Source organism: Pseudomonas sp. IT-P253 (assembly GCF_949768125.1).
Taxonomy (GTDB): domain Bacteria; phylum Pseudomonadota; class Gammaproteobacteria; order Pseudomonadales; family Pseudomonadaceae; genus Aquipseudomonas.
The window spans coordinates 124,190-139,920 of the sequence record NZ_CATKPT010000011.1 but is presented as its reverse complement, the minus strand read 5'-3'; the positions used below and the strand labels follow the sequence as shown (position 1 = coordinate 139,920).

Here is a 15,731-nt window from a genome sequence, read left to right as displayed (position 1 = left end):
GTCAGTCGACTTCAACGTTGCCTGACACACCATCGCGAGCAAGCTCGCTCCTACAAAAAAAAGCAGAGGCGATCAGCGTCGACCCAGCAACAATCCGACCACCAGGCCGAAGCCCGCGGAGATGGCCACGGTTTGCCACGGATGACCACCGATGTAGATTTCGGTCGCGTCGACGGCGGGTTGGGTCCGAGCACGCACATTGGCAACCGAATCCATTGCCTGTTGGAGTTTCTGGGCGATTTGCCCGCGCAGTGTCTCGGCTTCCTCACCCACGAGTGAGGCGCTGCTCTTGAGTAGTTTTTCCGACTCTTCGATCAGAGCCTGAAGTTCACTGAAGGCCTGATCCTTGATTTGGTCATCGGCGACTTGTGCGGCGGTTCTTCGGGCCATTGGGGTACTCCTTGCGGTGAATGGACAGTGAACAATGGAGTCTGGGGCGCCTGAAAAAGTTGCAGTAATTTTGCGTGGCAACGCCGTCCGGCAGCAAAATCCAGCGCAGGACATTTCCTTCTACAGTGTAAGATGTCGCCTATTTTACGCAGCAGGTAATCCCCATGAGCTTCAATCTGGCCGACAAACCCCTCGCCGAGCGCGCTGCGCTTGAAGATGAGAAATCCCGTCTGTTTGATCTTTGGCAAAGCAACCTGGGTAAATCCAAAGGCGAAGCCGCACGGTTGTTCGGTGAGCGCGCCAAACGCAAAGGCAAATGGGCCGAGTGGGTCCGCGCTGAACTCGATGGCATGTCGCCGCCGGAATTCGCCAACATGGTGCGCAGTGAAGTCAATCGCCTGATGGCTGCCAAGTAGTGTAGGAGTTCGCTCGCGAAGGACGTTAACGATAACGCGGTGTTCCTGAATAAACGCGTTGCTCTCGAGTACTTCGTCGGAACGCCGCCCGGAGCAAGCTCGCTCCTACAAGGGTGTCATGTTTTTTGTAGCGCATTGAGTCGGGTTTACCAGGTGCCGGCGGATGATGTAGGCAGGCTAAGTTTGCCACTGTCCACGAAACGCATCGTGCCAAACAAGCCGCCGGCCAGTTTGCCGTGCAGCACGTAAGGCAGGTTGTCCAGTGTTTGCGTCCTGCTCAGGCCTAATGTCTGACGCAGCACCGAGAACGCTGAAACGCTCACCGGCACGGTCAGTACGGTTTCGGAAAACCGTGCAATCGAGCCCGACTGATCGCTCACGCCAGAGGCGAGGGGCTGACCGTTAACCTCCAGATCCAGGGCGACGCCGTTGTAGTCGATGGGGGTGTCATTGGGATTCTGCACGCGAATTTTCACCGCGAAACGCACTTCCATGTCCTGGCTTTGCAGCGGTTCGATGCCGACCACGTTGATGTTCAGCGGATCGCGATTGGGGAACAGCGCACAGGCGCTCAGAGAGAGCAAAAGCAGGGAAAGAATGACGGCGTGGACACTGCGCATTGAGGTGCTCTCATCTAAAAAAGGGCTGAACCGACTTCGGCTCAACCCTTGAACACGGCTAGTGGTTCAACTGTGCGACAGCCACCGGCGTGGCGGGTTCACCTTTGGCCTGGACATCCGGGTTTTCCATGACCTGAAGGATTGAGGCTTCCGGGTCGAAATCGTCTTCTTCCAGCGCAATGAACTCCTCGGGCAGGAAGATGTTCAGCACGATAGCGCAGAACGCGCCGACGGTGATCGGCGATTCGAAGATGTTATGCAACGCCTTCGGCAGTTCACGCAACACTTGCGGCACGGCCGCCACACCCAGCCCCATGCCGAGGGAAATCGCCACAATCAGCATGTTGCGCCGGTGCAGACCGGCTTCGGCGAGGATCTTGATCCCGGCCACCGCGACGGTGCCGAACATCACCAGCTCGGCACCGCCAAGCACGGGTTTGGGCATCAATTGCAGCACCGCGCCGATCATCGGGAACAACCCCAGCACCACCAACAGGCCGGCAATAAAGAACGCCACGTAGCGGCTGGCGACGCCGGTGAGCTGAATCACGCCGTTATTCTGGGCGAAGGTCACCATCGGCATGCTGTTGAACACCGCCGCCATGGCCGAGTTGAGACCGTCGGCCAGCAAACCGGATTTGATTCGGCGGAGGTAGATCGGACCTTTGACCGGCTGCCCGGAAATCATCGAGTTGGCGGTCAGGTCGCCCGCCGCTTCCAGTGGCGACACCAGGAAAATCACCGCCACCGGCACGAAGGCCACCCAATCGAAATTGAAGCCGTACTTGAACGGCACCGGGACGCTCATCAATGGCACTGCGGGCAGGCTGCTGAAATCCACATGGCCCATGAACCAGGCGACGGCATAGCCGAGGGTCAGGCCGATGACGATCGCGCCAAGGCGCAGGAACGGCACATCCACCCGGTTAAGCACGACAATGGTCCCGAGCACCAGTGCCGCCAGCGCCAGGTGACTGGCGGCGCCGAGGTCCGTCGCACCGAAGCCGCCGGCGATGTCGGTCATGGCGACTTTGATCAGGGACAGGCCCATCAGGGTGATGATGGTCCCGGTCACCACCGGGGTGATCAGCATCCGCAGTTTGCCAATGAACTGGCTCAACACCACTTCGATGAAGGCGGCGAAAAAGCACACGCCGAAGATCGTCGAGAGGATTTCATCGGTGCCGCCGCCCCGGGCCTTGACCATGAAACCGGCACTGAGAATCACGCTGATGAACGAAAAACTGGTGCCTTGCAAACACAACAGACCGGACCCGACCGGGCCAAACCGCCGCGCCTGGACGAAGGTGCCCAGGCCTGAGACAAACAGCGCCATGCTGATCAGGTAGGGCACTTCGCTTTGCAGGCCCAGCGCGCCGCCCATGATCAGTGTCGGGGTAATGATGCCGACGAAACTGGCGAGTACGTGCTGCAGGGCGGCGAAGAGGGTGGCGGTCAGATGGGGGCGATCGTTGAGACCGTAAATCAGGTCGCTGTTGCGTGAAGCAGGGGCTTTTTCAGAGGCGGTCATGGATTTTGTGCGTGCCAGAAGGCGGGCCGGGTCAGAAAATGGAGGCGCAGGATGCCAGAAAGACTATTTTGTAGCGAGCGATGAGCCACCCACCCAGCTCGCGCAACCTCTGTGGGAGCGAGCTTGCTCGCGAAGGCGGTGTGTCAGGCAATGTAGGTTTCGACTGACACTCCCTCTTCGCGAGCAAGCTCGCTCCCACAGGATCGTCGCTGGCATCAGGCAAACGCCGCAAGTAAATCCTCTTCAAAGGCCTTCTGTGCATCCCCCGGGACCTGAGCGCGATGCCGGGCCAGATGAAACGCCACCTCAAAACTCATATCGCTGCAACGCACGGCCTTGAGCAGGCCTTTGTCTTCCCAGCTGCACGCAAAGTGGCTGGGCAAATAACCGACGTGTTTGCCGGACAGAATGAAGGCGAGGGTGCCTTCGACCTGCTCCGAGCGTGCCGAACACTGCTTGCCCTGGAATGGCTCGTCGCTGCGCAGGAAGCGGTAAGGGTGATCGACCCGGTCGCACGCCTGGAGCGCTTGATCGTCAGGTGCGTCATCGGTGAACAGCGGGTGACCGGGTGCGCAATACAAGTGCTGGGTCTCGCTGAACAGCTCGCGGTAGTCAAAGGCACTTTGCACCTGTGAGAAATATCCGATGGCCAGTTCCAGCCGTTGTTGCAGCAGCAGCCGTTCCATTTCACCGGGCATGGCGCTGATCAGCTCGATGCGCACCGACTCGTCCCGCTCCCGAAAGCGCCGGATCGCATCGGCGACCCGGAGCAGCACGGATTGATCCAGCGCTTCGGACAAGCCCAGGCGCACCTCACCGATCAAGCGCCCGGCCACGCCATTGGATTGATGGCGGAACGCTTCGATGGACTCGAACAGCGCGCGCGTCGCCGTGAGCAGTTGTTCGCCCTTCGGAGTGATCTTGAATCCGCCCTTGCCGCGACTGCACAGGCGATAGCCGAGTCGGGTTTCGAGCTTGGCCATTTGCTGGCTGATGCTCGACTGGCTCAGGCCCAGCTCACCCTGCGCCGCACTGAAGCCGCCGCACTCCACCACATTGACGAACAGGCGCAACAGGTGCAGGTCCAGGTCATGCAGTTGACTGAGCATCAAACATTACTCCGGGATAAAGTCAGGTTAACAAACTTGATATTTCCTCAATGTATCCGACGACGCATTCTGCAGCCACTTCCTCAGGTCAGGTGTTCGTCATGGCTCCTCTATTCAAGCTGTGTTTCCCCGCACTGTTCCTTGCCATGGCCGTGTCGGCGCAGGCCGAGGAAAAAGTCCTCAATCTTTACAGTTGGGCCGATTACGTCGCCCCCGAAACCTTGCAGCGTTTCGAGAAGGAAACCGGGATTCACGTACGCTACGACACCTTCGACGCGCCGGAAGTGCTCGAAACCAAACTGCTTACCGGTGGCAGCGGCTATGACGTGGTGGTGCCGTCGTCCAGTGTGCTGGCCCGTGGTTTGGCGGCTGGTGCGCTGAAACCTATTGATCACCAGGGTCTGAAGGGCTACGCCAATCTCGACCCGGATCTGTTGCAAAAAATGGCCGCGGTCGATCCCGGCAATCGCTACGGTGTCCCTTATACCTGGGGCACGCTGGGGCTTGGGATGAATGTCGAGGCGGTGCAGAAGCGCTTGCCGAACGTGCCACTCAACAGCCTGGACCTGCTGTTTAAACCGGAATACGCCAGCAAACTGAAGGACTGTGGAGTTGCGATCATTGATTCGCCGCAGGAGGTGATCGGCCTGGCGTTGCACTATCTGGGTAAAGATCCCTATAGCACTGGCAAAAGCGACCTCGACGCAGCGCAAGTGCTGTTAAACCAACTGCAGCCTTCGGTGCTGTACGTGGCCAGCGGGCGGCAGATCAACGACCTGGCCAATGGCGATATTTGTTTGGCGCTGGCTTACAACGGTGATGCGAGCGTGGCCGCCGAGCAGGCGCGCAAGAACAACAAACCCTATGAAATCGCCTACCGGATTCCCAGGGAAGGCACCCTCGTGTGGCAGGACAACCTGGCGATCCCCAAGGACGCGCCGCACCCTGAAGCCGCTCGCCAGTTCATTGAGTTCATGTTGCGCCCCGAATCCGTTGCTGCACTGACCAACACCTTGTTCTTTGCCAGCGCCAACCAGGCCGCGACTCCTCTGGTGGATGAGGCCGTGCGCACCGACCCGGACATTTACCCGCCCGCCGATGTTCGCGATCGGCTGTATGCCGACCGCAGCATGAGCCTCCAGGACATGCGTCAACGCACACGCCTGTGGACCACCTTCCGTAGCCACCAATAATAAGGAACCCGAAATGGATGCCCCGATGCAAAACGACCAGGCCATGACCCGCGACAGTCTCTATGGCACTGCCGCAGAAAGTACCTACGCCGGTATCACCAGTTTCATGCGTCGTCGCTACAGCCGCGACTTGCGCGGCGTCGACGTAGCGGTCAGCGGTGTCCCGTTCGACACCGCCACCAGCAACCGTCCCGGTGCGCGTTTCGGACCGAGAGGCATTCGGGCCGCTTCCACCGGCATTGCCTGGGAACGCCACTGGCCGTGGACGTTTGACCCGTTCGATCATCTGGCGGTGATTGATTATGGCGATTGTGACTTTGATTATGGTTCGCCGCAGTCGACGCCAGAACGCATCGAAGCCCACGCCGAGCACATTCTCAACGCCGGCAGCGCGATGCTGACGTTCGGCGGCGATCACTTCATCACCTATCCGCTGCTGAAGGCCCATGCGCGCAAGCACGGTCCGTTGTCGCTGATTCACTTCGACGCCCACAGCGATACCTGGCCGGATGAAGAGGGCAAGCGGGTCGATCACGGGACCATGTTCTGGCATGCGGCCAAGGAAGGTTTGGTGGACCCGTCACGTTCAGTACAGATCGGTTTACGCACCACCAACAACGATCATCAGGGCTTTCAGGTGTTGGACGCGCGGCAGGTGCATCGGCAAGGGTGTGAGGCGATTGTCGACGCCGTTCGGGCACGGGTCGGTGACAACCCGGTGTACTTGACGTTTGACATCGACTGCCTCGATCCGGCCTTCGCGCCGGGCACCGGAACGCCGGTGTGCGGTGGCTTGAGCACGGTGCAGGCGTTGGAGATTCTCGGCGGGTTGCGCGGGATCAACCTGGTGGGAATGGACGTGGTGGAAGTGGCTCCGGTCTACGACAGTGCGGACATCACTTCACTGGCGGCGGCGACGTTGGCGATGGAAATGTTGTGCCTCTATGCTGCGAAACATAAAGTCGATCGATAACACGCGGTCAAAAATGTGGGAGCGAGCTTGCTCGCGATGGGGTCTGACATTCAACATTTACGTTGACTGACAAAACCCCATCGCGAGCAAGCTCGCTCCCACATTTGGGTTTATGTCAGGCCACAATTGGTCGTCACCCAATTGCACTGCCAGCGCACCCAGGCCAGAGGTCGTGGCATACTGCCGCGCATGAATGTCGACTCCCCCCTCAGCGCCTGGCAGCATGCCATTGAACAAAAGGGCTTCGTCCAGGACGAAGCTCAGGAGCATGCCGTCTGGGCGCTCCAGAAATGCTACGAAGCCTTGCATGAAGGTCACACGCCGACGATGGGTGTGTACCTCTGGGGCCCGGTCGGACGCGGCAAGACCTGGTTGATGGACCAGTTCTACCAATCCTTGAAGGTCCCGGCCCGACGCCAACACTTTCACCACTTCATGGGCTGGGTGCATCAGCGTTCGTTCCAGCTGACCGGCACCGCCGACCCGTTGAAGGCACTGGCCCGGGAACTGAGCGAGGAAGTGCGGGTTTTGTGCTTCGACGAACTGTTCGTCAATGACATCGGCGATGCAATCATTCTCGGGCGCTTGTTCCAGGTCATGTTCGAGCAGGGCGTGGTGGTGGTCTGCACCTCCAATCAGCCGCCGGACCAGCTCTACGCGGACGGTTTCAATCGTGACCGGTTCATGCCCGCCATCGAGGCGATCAAACAGCACATGCAGGTGATTGCCGTGAATGGCGCTGAAGATCATCGCCTGCATCCGGGCGCTGGCTTGCAACGTTACTGGGTGGCCGTGCCCGGCCAGCCCTGCGCACTGAATGAGGTGTTCAAGGCCTTGACCACTGGCCAGTCTGTGTCTGGCGACCCGATCAAGGTCGGTTACCGTTCACTCGATGTGGTCCAAGCCAGTGAAACCGTGCTCTGGAGTCGTTACGCCGACCTCTGTGAACAGCCGTTTGCGGCGATGGATTTCATGGCCCTGTGCGACACCTTCAGCGCTATTCTGTTGAGTGATGTACCCAATCTCAGCGCGCAGAAACGTGAAGGACGCATCGCCCGCGGCACTGAAGACGGTGCCGAGCGAGTGGTGGCGGGGGATCGCGAGTTGCCGCAGTTATCGGTACATGACGACGGTGTACGGCGTTTCATTGCCCTGGTCGATGAGTGTTACGACCGCAAGGTGCCGCTGTACCTTGAAGCGCAGGTGCCCATGGCATCGCTTTACACCGAGGGCTACCTGCAATTCCCGTTTCGCCGCACCCTCAGCCGTTTACAGGAAATGCAGCTGCAACGTTTCGCCGACGCTTAAACCCAAGGAGTCGTGAACATGAATCAGCCCTTGTCCCATCATTTGCTGACCATGGCCTATCAAAACGCCTGGGCTAATCATCGACTTGCCAAGGCCTGGAGCCAGTTGAGTCGCGCCGAACTGGCGGCGCCCCGGGTCAGTTTTTTCCCCAGCCTCAGCGCTACCCTCAATCACATCCTGACCTGCGACTGGTTTTACATGGATGCGCTGGAGCGGGAGTTGCGCGGTGATGACCCGCATCCAGAGTGCGCGGCGTTTTTTAAAAAAGATGAGCCATTTACCCAAGCGACAGACCTCAAGCGTGAGCAAGCGCAGGTGGACCGTCGACTGATCGCCTATTGCGAGCAAATGCGCGACGCCGACCTCGGAAAAATCGTGACCATCGCCCGGGACACGCCGCAACATGACAGCCGCTTGCGCCTGCTCTCCCATTTGTTTGAACACCAGATCCATCATCGCGGGCAGGTTCACGCCATGCTCAGCGGCACCTCGGTCAAGCCGCCGCAGCTGGACGAGTTCTTCTGTGCCGGTGAGTCGAGTTTGAGGGCCGAGGATTTTGCCGAGCTTGGCTGGACCGAAGCGCTGATTTGGGGGCACTGAAGATCAAAAGATCACACCCAAAAAGGGTGTCCCATGGGACTTGATGTAGGAGCGAGCTCGCTCGCGATGGACTCGAGAGAGGCGCGTTTGTTCAGAAAGCACGCGTTATCGTTAACGTCCATCGTCGGAACGCCGCCCGGAGCGAGCTCCTACAGGGACCGTCATTTCGGCCTGTAGGATTCGGTCACTTGCGCGGTTTGATCGTCCGGCACCCAGATTTCTCCATTCTTGCTCGCCTTGGCCTTTTCCTGTTCCTGATGTTGGCCAACCGGGAAGTTCGCGTAGTAATACCGCATACGTTCAGCTCCCCCTTCAGCGAATGCGGTGGATGAGACGAACGTCATCAGGCCAGCGATGATCAAGGGGGAATATTTCATGGTGTGCCTTCCATTACGGATGTCGGGTGCCTTGAATCAATGTAGCAGGCACGTTATCTGCCGAATCAGTTAAAAGGGAATTAACCGGGGCTGAAGCTGAGGGAGTATGGAACAAGCATCGGCGCAAGCCAGAGGTGTGAGTTGCCGCAGAGGGCGAAGCGGGCAGCGTATCGGAAACAGCAGCGAGCTGTTTCCGGTTCAGGCGAGGGGATTAAGCGTGAGGGGCACGTTGTGTCACAGGCAAGGGCTGGGTTTGATGGCCCGTTAGCAAGCGCAGTTGCGCGAGTTCCTGCTTTAGCTGGTCGCGCTCGTCTTTCAACTGGCGCAATTCATCGCGACGGATCGTGACGTAAAGGGTTTGTGCTGGCCGTGCTGCTTGTACTGTGCCCATTGCTCACCTCGCAAATGGCGTGCCTCAACTGTAAGTCCGCCCCGAGATCGGGTGCTGACTGACTATCGGCGCTGATTTTGATTTCTTTTGCCCCTGAAGGGAACTTTTTTATTTTTCACGGTCGTTGTGTCTTCGGCGTGATTCGCGACGTTATCAATCGGGATCGGGCACAATGCCCGGAAACTATGTGCCTCCACGCTGGACTAACCCGGATGAGTCACGTTGGGCTATAACCTTTGACACACATTATTTGTAGTAGGGAGCATCAGCACATGCAACTCGGGATTATTGGACTGGGCCGCATGGGCGGCAATATTGCGCGGCGCCTGATGCTCAACGGGCACACCACCGTTGTGTACGACCGCAACACCGCCTTCGTCGATACCTTGAGTGAAGAGGGCGCCACAGGCGTCGCCGATTTGTCGGCGCTGGTCGCTGGCCTGGCCAAACCACGAGCGGTGTGGGTCATGCTGCCGGCAGGCGCACCGACCGAAGACACCATCGACACCCTGAGCACCTTGCTCGAAGCCGGCGATACCATCATCGACGGCGGCAACACCTTCTATAAAGATGACATCCGCCGGGCGAAAACCTTGTTGGAAAAAGGCCTGCACTACATCGACGTCGGTACCTCCGGCGGCGTCTGGGGACTGGAGCGTGGTTACTGCATGATGATCGGTGGTGAAGCCGACGTCGTGAAGCGCCTTGATCCCTTGTTCGAGAGCCTCGCTCCCGGCCTGGGTGACATCCCGCGGACCAAGGACCGCAAGTCCGAGGACGATCGTGCCGAACGCGGCTATATTCACGCCGGCCCACCTGGCGCCGGGCACTTCGTGAAGATGATCCACAACGGCATCGAATACGGAATGATGCAGGCCTTCGCCGAAGGCTTCGACATCCTCAAGACCAAATCCAGTGTCAACCTGCCGGAAGATCAGCGTTTCGACCTCAACGTCGCTGACATCGCCGAAGTCTGGCGCCGTGGCAGCGTGGTGTCCTCCTGGCTGCTCGACCTGACCGCCGACGCCTTGGCCAGCGACCCGAAACTCGACGGTTATTCTGGCTCGGTGGCTGACAGCGGTGAAGGTCGCTGGACCATCGAAGCCGCCATGGAACAATCGGTGCCCGTACCGGTGCTGTCGAACTCGCTGTTCTCCCGCTACCGTTCGCGCGGGCAAGGCACCTTTGGCGACAAGATTCTCTCGGCCCAGCGTTTCGGCTTCGGCGGCCACGTGGAGACTGCGAAAAAATGACCCGCTTGATCCGCAATAAATCCAAGGCAGAACCTGCACCACCGACCACGCTGTTTTTGTTCGGTGCCCATGGCGATCTGGTCAAGCGCCTATTGATGCCGGCGCTGTACAACCTGAGTCGCGACGGTCTGCTGGGCGATGGACTGCGGATCATCGGCGTTGACCACAACGCTATTACCGACGAAGCCTTTGCGCAAAAACTCGAAGATTTCATTCGAGCGGAAGTGGCCGTCAAGGTCGGCAAAGGCGACCAAAACCTTGATCCGGCGTTGTGGGCCAAGTTGGCCAAAGGCATCAGTTACGTCCAGGGCGATTTCCTGGACGACAGCACCTATCAAGCGCTGGCGGCGAAGATTGCCACCAGCGGCACTGGTAACGCGGTCTTCTACCTGGCCACCGCGCCACGTTTTTTCAGTGAAGTGGTGCGCCGTCTCGGTGCCGCCGGCTTGCTGCAAGAAACCCCCGAAGCCTTCAGAAGGGTGGTGATCGAGAAACCCTTCGGCTCCGACCTGCCCACCGCCGAAGCCTTGAACGCGTGTTTGCTCAAGGTTATGACGGAAAATCAGATCTACCGGATCGATCACTACCTGGGCAAGGAAACCGTGCAGAACATTCTGATCAGCCGGTTCTCCAACAGCCTGTTCGAAGCGTTCTGGAGCAATCATTACATCGACCACGTGCAAATCACTGCTGCCGAAACCGTCGGCGTGGAAACCCGTGGCAGTTTTTATGAGCACACCGGCGCCTTGCGGGACATGGTGCCCAATCACCTGTTCCAGTTGCTGGCGATGGTGGCCATGGAACCACCGGCTGCCTTTGGCGCCGATGCGGTTCGTGGCGAGAAAGCCAAGGTGGTCGGGGCCATTCGTCCCTGGTCCACCGAGGAGGCGCGTGCCAATTCGGTTCGCGGCCAATACGTGGCAGGCGAGCTCGACGGCAAGCCGTTGCCGGGATATCGCCAGGAAGCCAATGTCGCCCCCGAAAGCAACACCGAAACCTATGTCGCGCTGAAAGTCATGATCGACAATTGGCGTTGGGTCGGCGTGCCGTTCTACCTGCGTACCGGCAAGCGCATGAGCGTTCGCGACACCGAGATCGTGATCTGTTTCAAGCCGGCACCCTATGCTCAGTTTCGCGATACCGAGGTGGATGAGCTTCAGCCGACGTACCTGCGGATCCAGATTCAACCCAACGAAGGGATGTGGTTCGACCTGCTGGCCAAACGGCCCGGACCGGCGCTGAAGATGGCCAACATCGAACTGGGTTTTGCCTACAAGGATTTCTTTGAGATGCAGCCGTCCACCGGCTACGAAACCCTGATCTACGATTGCCTGACCGGCGACCAGACCCTGTTCCAGCGCGCCGACAACATCGAGAACGGCTGGCGCGCGGTGCAGCCGTTCCTCGATGCCTGGAAGCAGGATTCGACAGTGCAGAGCTATGCGGCGGGCGAGGACGGGCCTGAGTCTGCCGAAGCGTTGCTGACCCGCGATGGTCGTGTCTGGCACAGCCTCGGATGAGTGAGCCAACGCGACACCCCATCCGTTTTTTGCTCAGTGACATGGACGGCACGTTGCTGCTGCCCGATCACAGCCTCAGTCAGCGCACCGTTGATGCGGTGCGCTCCTTGCGCGAAGCCGGCGTGCTGTTCAGCCTGGCCACCGGCCGTCCACCGCGCGCGATGTTGCAGCAGATCGAGGCGTTGGGCGTTGATCTGCCGACGGCGGCGTTCAATGGCGGGACTATCGTCAATCCGGATGGCAGTGTGCTGGTTGCGCATTACTTGCCTGTAACGGTCGCGTTGATCACCTTGACCCTGTTTGCCGATGTGCCGGACATCGAAGTCTGGGTGTTCAGTGGCGGTGACTGGCTGGTGAAAGACCCGTCCGGCCCCATGGTGCCGCGTGAGCAGCATGGACTGGGCTATCCGCCGGTGATGGTAGAGAGTTTCGAGCCGTACCTGGAGCAGATCGACAAGATCGTCGCCACCAGTCACAACACTCAATTATTGATCGAGCTGGAAGCGCAATTGCTGCCCCAGGTCGAGGGTCAGGCGCAGGTCTCGCGTTCGCAGCCGGTGTACCTGGACGTGACTGCGATGCAGGCCAACAAAGGTCAGGCACTGGCGACACTGGCCGAGTTTGTCGGTGTACCGCTGGCGCAGACGGCAGCGCTGGGTGACGGCGGCAATGATCCGGCAATGTTTCATCGCGCCGGGTTTTCGATCGCCATGGGGCAGGCGGAGGAGGCGGTAAAGCGTCAGGCTGATGTCGTCACTGGGGCCAACACCGAAGACGGCGCGGCCCAGGCCATCGAGCGCTACATCCTTAATGCAGGTTAAACCGCGTCATCGTTCTTCGCGGGCAAGTCGAATCGTCGCACCGCTCGCTCCTACGGTTCATCGACATCTGTAGGAGCGAGGCTTGCCCGCGAAAGCGTCAGGCCTGCTGATTCAAAGCCAGAAACTCACGGCATACCAGCCAAGCACGCCCATCACCACCGTGTACGGCAACGCCATCCACACCATCCGCCCATACGAAAGACGAATCAGCGGTGCAATCGCCGAGGTCAGCAGAAACAGAAACGCGGCCTGACCATTGGGCGTCGCCACGCTTGGCAGGTTGGTGCCGGTATTGATCGCAATGGCCAGCGTCTCGAAGTGTTCACGGCTCATGTGCCCGGAGAGGAAGGCCCGTTTTACTTCGGTGATGTAAATGGTCGCGACGAACACATTGTCGCTGATGGCAGACAGTAAACCGTTGGCAATAAACAGCATGCCCGGTTGCTGGTCCGCCGGCAGGGCTAATACCCACTGGATCAGGGGGGTGAACAGCTGCTGGTCGTGGATCACCGCCACCACGGCGAAAAACACCACCAACAGGGCGGTGAACGGCATGGCGTCCTTGAACGCATTGCCGATACGGTGCTCGTCAGTGATGCCGGTAAACGCGGTGATCAGCACGATTACCATCAAACCGATCAGGCCGACTTCGGCAATGTGAAACGCCAGCCCGGCGATCAGAATCAGCGCCGCCAGCCCCTGTACGATCAATGCTGCGCGTTGACGCGGGGTGCGCTCGGCATTGTCTTCGGCCGCGTAATCGGCCAGCACGGTGCGTACCGTGTCCGGCAGCAACGTGCCGTAACCGAACCAGCGCATTTTTTCCAGCAGGACGCAGGTCACCAGACCCGCCGCCAGCACCGGCAACGAAACCGGGGCAACCTTCAGAAAAAATTCAGAGAAGTGCCACCCCATCTCGTGACCGATCAGCAGGTTCTGCGGCTCGCCAACCAGCGTGCAAACACCCCCCAATGCGGTGCCCACGGCGCCGTGCATCAGCAGGCTGCGCAGAAAGGCACGGAACTGTTGGAGGTCCTCGTGATGAAGCTTCGGCAGATATTGATCATCGCTGAATCCACTGTCTTGACGCGGATCGTTGCCCGAGGCTACGCGGTGATACACCGAGTAAAAACCGACGGCCGCACTGATGATCACGGCGGTCACGGTCAAGGCATCGAGAAACGCCGACAAAAACGCCGACAGAAAGCAGAACATCAACGCCAGCATGGCTTTGGAGCGAACACCCAGCAGCAGGCGCGAGAACAAGAACAGCAACAGGTCCTTCATGAAATAGATGCCAGCCACCATGAACATCAGCAGCAGGATCACCGGGAAGTTGTGCACCAGTTCGTCGTAGAGTGCCTGGGGCGTGGTCATCCTCAGCAACAACGCTTCGATCAGCAGCAGGCCACCGGGCATCAATGGATAACATTTGAGCGCCATGGCCAGGGTGAAGATAAATTCCAGCACCAGCAGCCAACCCGCCATCGCCGGGCCTACTGTCCACAGCACCAGGGCGTTGAGAATCAGGAAGCCGACAATGCTCGCCTTGTACCACCGGGGTGATTGCCCGAGAAAATTGTGCACGAACGCCTGGGCCATTGAGCCGGACATCGGCTGCTCCTTGTTTTAAGAAGCGCGCAAGTTGCCGTAAGTGGCAAGGAAGTTCAAGTGCGGGAAAAAACCATTGGCCTACCCCAGGTAACGTACGACGACTGCCCGATAGTCGCCATCCAGAGAGTAGCCGGCGACCACCACGTTTGCGTCGGCCTGCGCGACCAATGAAGTCGCGCAATCCACGCTGCGTCCGAGGCGGGTGCGCACCCAGCCGCCGTCGCCGAAGTCCCCATCGAGCAACCCGTCAGGCCGATGTCGGGCCACAATGAAGTCGGCTTCGACACCGCCAATCGTAGACCCCACTGTCAGTATGCTGCCGTCCGGCAGTGCGTGGGCCGCGGTCCACCGACAGCCACTGCGGCCGATTTCCAGCAGCCGGGGTTGGCCGCCGTTGCAACGATTGTCCGGGCGGCCGTTGCTGTGTACTTTCAGTGCCATGCAATGCATGGGGTCACGGCTGCTGCCAACACACTGCACATCGCCATTTTCGGTTTGAACGATTTGGCTGACCTGGGTGCCGCTTCCCCGCGCATTGAAGGTCATAAAGCCATCTACGGCGAAACTGTCGTCGAGCTTGCCGTCGGCGTGATAACGGGCCAGCAGGCCCTCTTCAGGAAAATTCATCGTTCCGCCGACCAGGATCCGGCCATCCTTTTGTACGAGCAGGCTGGTGATCCAGCTGTTCATCAGCAAGTGCCTGACAATCACGAAGCCGCGACCGTTGAAGGTGTTGTCCAGTGAGCCGTCGGCGTTGAGCCGAATCAGCAGGCCGACATGATCGGCCAGCTCGAAGTGATGATTGGCCAGCAGCAGGATTCGACCATCCTCCTGCACGCACACATCACAGGCCTCGACACCCGGTATCCCGGGTGGCAGCCAGGCGTCGCGCATGCTCTCGGAAAGATTGCCCGGCAGGCGAACCACGCAGTACCCGTTGTCGCCAAACTGTTGGATCGGGTGGCCTTGCTGATCAAACAACGCCAGGGCGGGGAGGGCCCGGTGCGCATTTTCGTACTGTAGACCGGTCACTAGAATGTGTCCGTCGGGCAGAAGCTGGACGTTGTCGGCCATGGCCTGGAAGCCGCGTTCGAATTGGCCAATCACGCTGCCTCGCTTGCCGAATGCCAGATCTGCCGAGCCATCCTCAAGCAGGCGAGCCAGGCCAAAACGGCTACCCTGCGGCGTTCCGACTTTAGCCGCCACCAGCAACCTGCCGCATGAATCAATCGCGATCCCGTTGGCCATGCTTGATGTGCTGTCAGCGAAATACACTTGGGTTTTGCCGTTGCCGGCAAAGGTGGCATCGAGTTCTCCGGCGGCACCTCGTGTGGCAGGTAAGGCAAACGCAGTCTGCATAGACATGCACGCATCTCCTTGCGAGTCGTCCTGATCCAGGAGTGGGGTGGCGACCGTATAACATTCAATGCCTGAATGATTGGATGCACAACTGTCGGAACCAATAGACGGAGGGTCGCTGTGTGCCAGAACGATGTCTTTTCGAACCACCGGCAAGCCTGCCCGGTAATGGAAGGCCTTGAAGTTCGAATAAACAGATGTCGTACGTGTAGATGGCGAGAAAGGCCGGCTAACTAACGACGAAGGGGGGGAGGCG

Annotated in this window: 16 protein-coding genes; 8 read left to right on the top strand and 8 right to left on the bottom strand. The window is 59.4% G+C overall.

Annotated elements, in window-relative coordinates; all coding sequences use genetic code 11:
* Positions 1-72: 72 nt before the first annotated feature.
* Positions 73-390 carry a DUF883 family protein gene (locus ACM6IR_RS06420; RefSeq protein ID WP_414906918.1) on the bottom strand — a complete coding sequence of 106 codons (318 nt, stop codon included), beginning with the start codon at positions 388-390 and terminating at the stop codon, positions 73-75.
* Between the two features lie 164 nt (positions 391-554).
* Here ACM6IR_RS06420 and ACM6IR_RS06415 point away from each other — a divergent pair, with 164 nt between their 5' ends.
* Positions 555-806, top strand: a complete 252-nt coding sequence (locus ACM6IR_RS06415) for a hypothetical protein (protein WP_008155229.1) — start codon at positions 555-557, stop codon at positions 804-806.
* A gap of 146 nt (positions 807-952) precedes the next feature.
* On the opposite strand, the gene ACM6IR_RS06410 is transcribed toward ACM6IR_RS06415, so the two are convergent.
* From ACM6IR_RS06410 to ACM6IR_RS06400, 3 genes are all read right to left on the bottom strand, one after another.
* Positions 953-1,426: an LEA type 2 family protein gene (locus ACM6IR_RS06410; protein WP_414906917.1), complete on the bottom strand. Its 474-nt coding sequence runs from the start codon at positions 1,424-1,426 to the stop codon at positions 953-955.
* Positions 1,427-1,484: 58 nt separating this feature from the next.
* Positions 1,485-2,957: a nucleobase:cation symporter-2 family protein gene (locus tag ACM6IR_RS06405; protein WP_414906916.1), complete on the bottom strand. Its 1,473-nt coding sequence runs from the start codon at positions 2,955-2,957 to the stop codon at positions 1,485-1,487.
* 215 nt (positions 2,958-3,172) lie between these two features.
* Positions 3,173-4,066 (bottom strand): LysR family transcriptional regulator, encoded by an 894-nt coding sequence (locus tag ACM6IR_RS06400; RefSeq protein ID WP_414906915.1) that lies wholly within the window; start codon positions 4,064-4,066, stop codon positions 3,173-3,175.
* Positions 4,067-4,167: 101 nt separating this feature from the next.
* Here ACM6IR_RS06400 and ACM6IR_RS06395 point away from each other — a divergent pair, with 101 nt between their 5' ends.
* From ACM6IR_RS06395 to ACM6IR_RS06380, 4 genes are all read left to right on the top strand, one after another.
* Complete coding sequence (locus ACM6IR_RS06395; protein WP_414906914.1) at positions 4,168-5,259, top strand: polyamine ABC transporter substrate-binding protein; 1,092 nt, start codon at positions 4,168-4,170, stop codon at positions 5,257-5,259.
* Positions 5,260-5,272: 13 nt separating this feature from the next.
* Entirely contained in the window at positions 5,273-6,232 is a 960-nt protein-coding gene (gene speB / locus ACM6IR_RS06390; RefSeq protein WP_414906913.1) for an agmatinase, read from the top strand.
* A gap of 189 nt (positions 6,233-6,421) precedes the next feature.
* The gene (gene zapE / locus ACM6IR_RS06385; RefSeq protein WP_414906912.1) at positions 6,422-7,540 is read left to right on the top strand and encodes a cell division protein ZapE; all 1,119 of its coding nucleotides are present in this window, start codon (positions 6,422-6,424) and stop codon (positions 7,538-7,540) included.
* Between the two features lie 18 nt (positions 7,541-7,558).
* Entirely contained in the window at positions 7,559-8,140 is a 582-nt protein-coding gene (locus ACM6IR_RS06380) for a DinB family protein (RefSeq protein WP_414906911.1), read from the top strand.
* A 161-nt stretch (positions 8,141-8,301) separates the two neighbouring features.
* Here the strand turns inward: ACM6IR_RS06380 and ACM6IR_RS06375 are convergent, their stop codons facing one another.
* Together ACM6IR_RS06375 and ACM6IR_RS06370 are read right to left on the bottom strand one after the other, a co-directional pair.
* On the bottom strand, positions 8,302-8,517 hold the full coding sequence (locus ACM6IR_RS06375) for a hypothetical protein (protein ID WP_414906910.1): 216 nt from the start codon (positions 8,515-8,517) through the stop codon (positions 8,302-8,304).
* 211 nt (positions 8,518-8,728) lie between these two features.
* Entirely contained in the window at positions 8,729-8,908 is a 180-nt protein-coding gene (locus ACM6IR_RS06370; RefSeq protein ID WP_414906909.1) for a DUF6026 family protein, read from the bottom strand.
* A gap of 248 nt (positions 8,909-9,156) precedes the next feature.
* Between ACM6IR_RS06370 and gnd the strand changes: the two genes are divergently transcribed.
* The 3 genes from gnd to ACM6IR_RS06355 are packed head-to-tail and all read left to right on the top strand — an operon-like array spanning position 9,157 to position 12,502.
* Positions 9,157-10,161 carry a phosphogluconate dehydrogenase (NAD(+)-dependent, decarboxylating) gene (gnd, locus tag ACM6IR_RS06365; protein WP_414907296.1) on the top strand — a complete coding sequence of 335 codons (1,005 nt, stop codon included), beginning with the start codon at positions 9,157-9,159 and terminating at the stop codon, positions 10,159-10,161.
* Positions 10,158-11,681: a glucose-6-phosphate dehydrogenase gene (gene zwf / locus ACM6IR_RS06360; protein ID WP_414906908.1), complete on the top strand. Its 1,524-nt coding sequence runs from the start codon at positions 10,158-10,160 to the stop codon at positions 11,679-11,681. Before gnd ends, zwf begins: the two co-directional genes overlap by 4 nt.
* Positions 11,678-12,502 carry an HAD family hydrolase gene (locus ACM6IR_RS06355; RefSeq protein WP_414906907.1) on the top strand — a complete coding sequence of 275 codons (825 nt, stop codon included), beginning with the start codon at positions 11,678-11,680 and terminating at the stop codon, positions 12,500-12,502. The genes zwf and ACM6IR_RS06355 overlap by 4 nt, the downstream gene beginning before the upstream one ends.
* Before the next feature lie 111 nt (positions 12,503-12,613).
* Here the strand turns inward: ACM6IR_RS06355 and nhaB are convergent, their stop codons facing one another.
* Positions 12,614-14,116 (bottom strand): sodium/proton antiporter NhaB, encoded by a 1,503-nt coding sequence (gene nhaB / locus ACM6IR_RS06350; protein WP_414906906.1) that lies wholly within the window; start codon positions 14,114-14,116, stop codon positions 12,614-12,616.
* Positions 14,117-14,194: 78 nt separating this feature from the next.
* Complete coding sequence (locus ACM6IR_RS06345) at positions 14,195-15,481, bottom strand: hypothetical protein (RefSeq protein WP_414906905.1); 1,287 nt, start codon at positions 15,479-15,481, stop codon at positions 14,195-14,197.
* Positions 15,482-15,731: the final 250 nt, after the last annotated feature.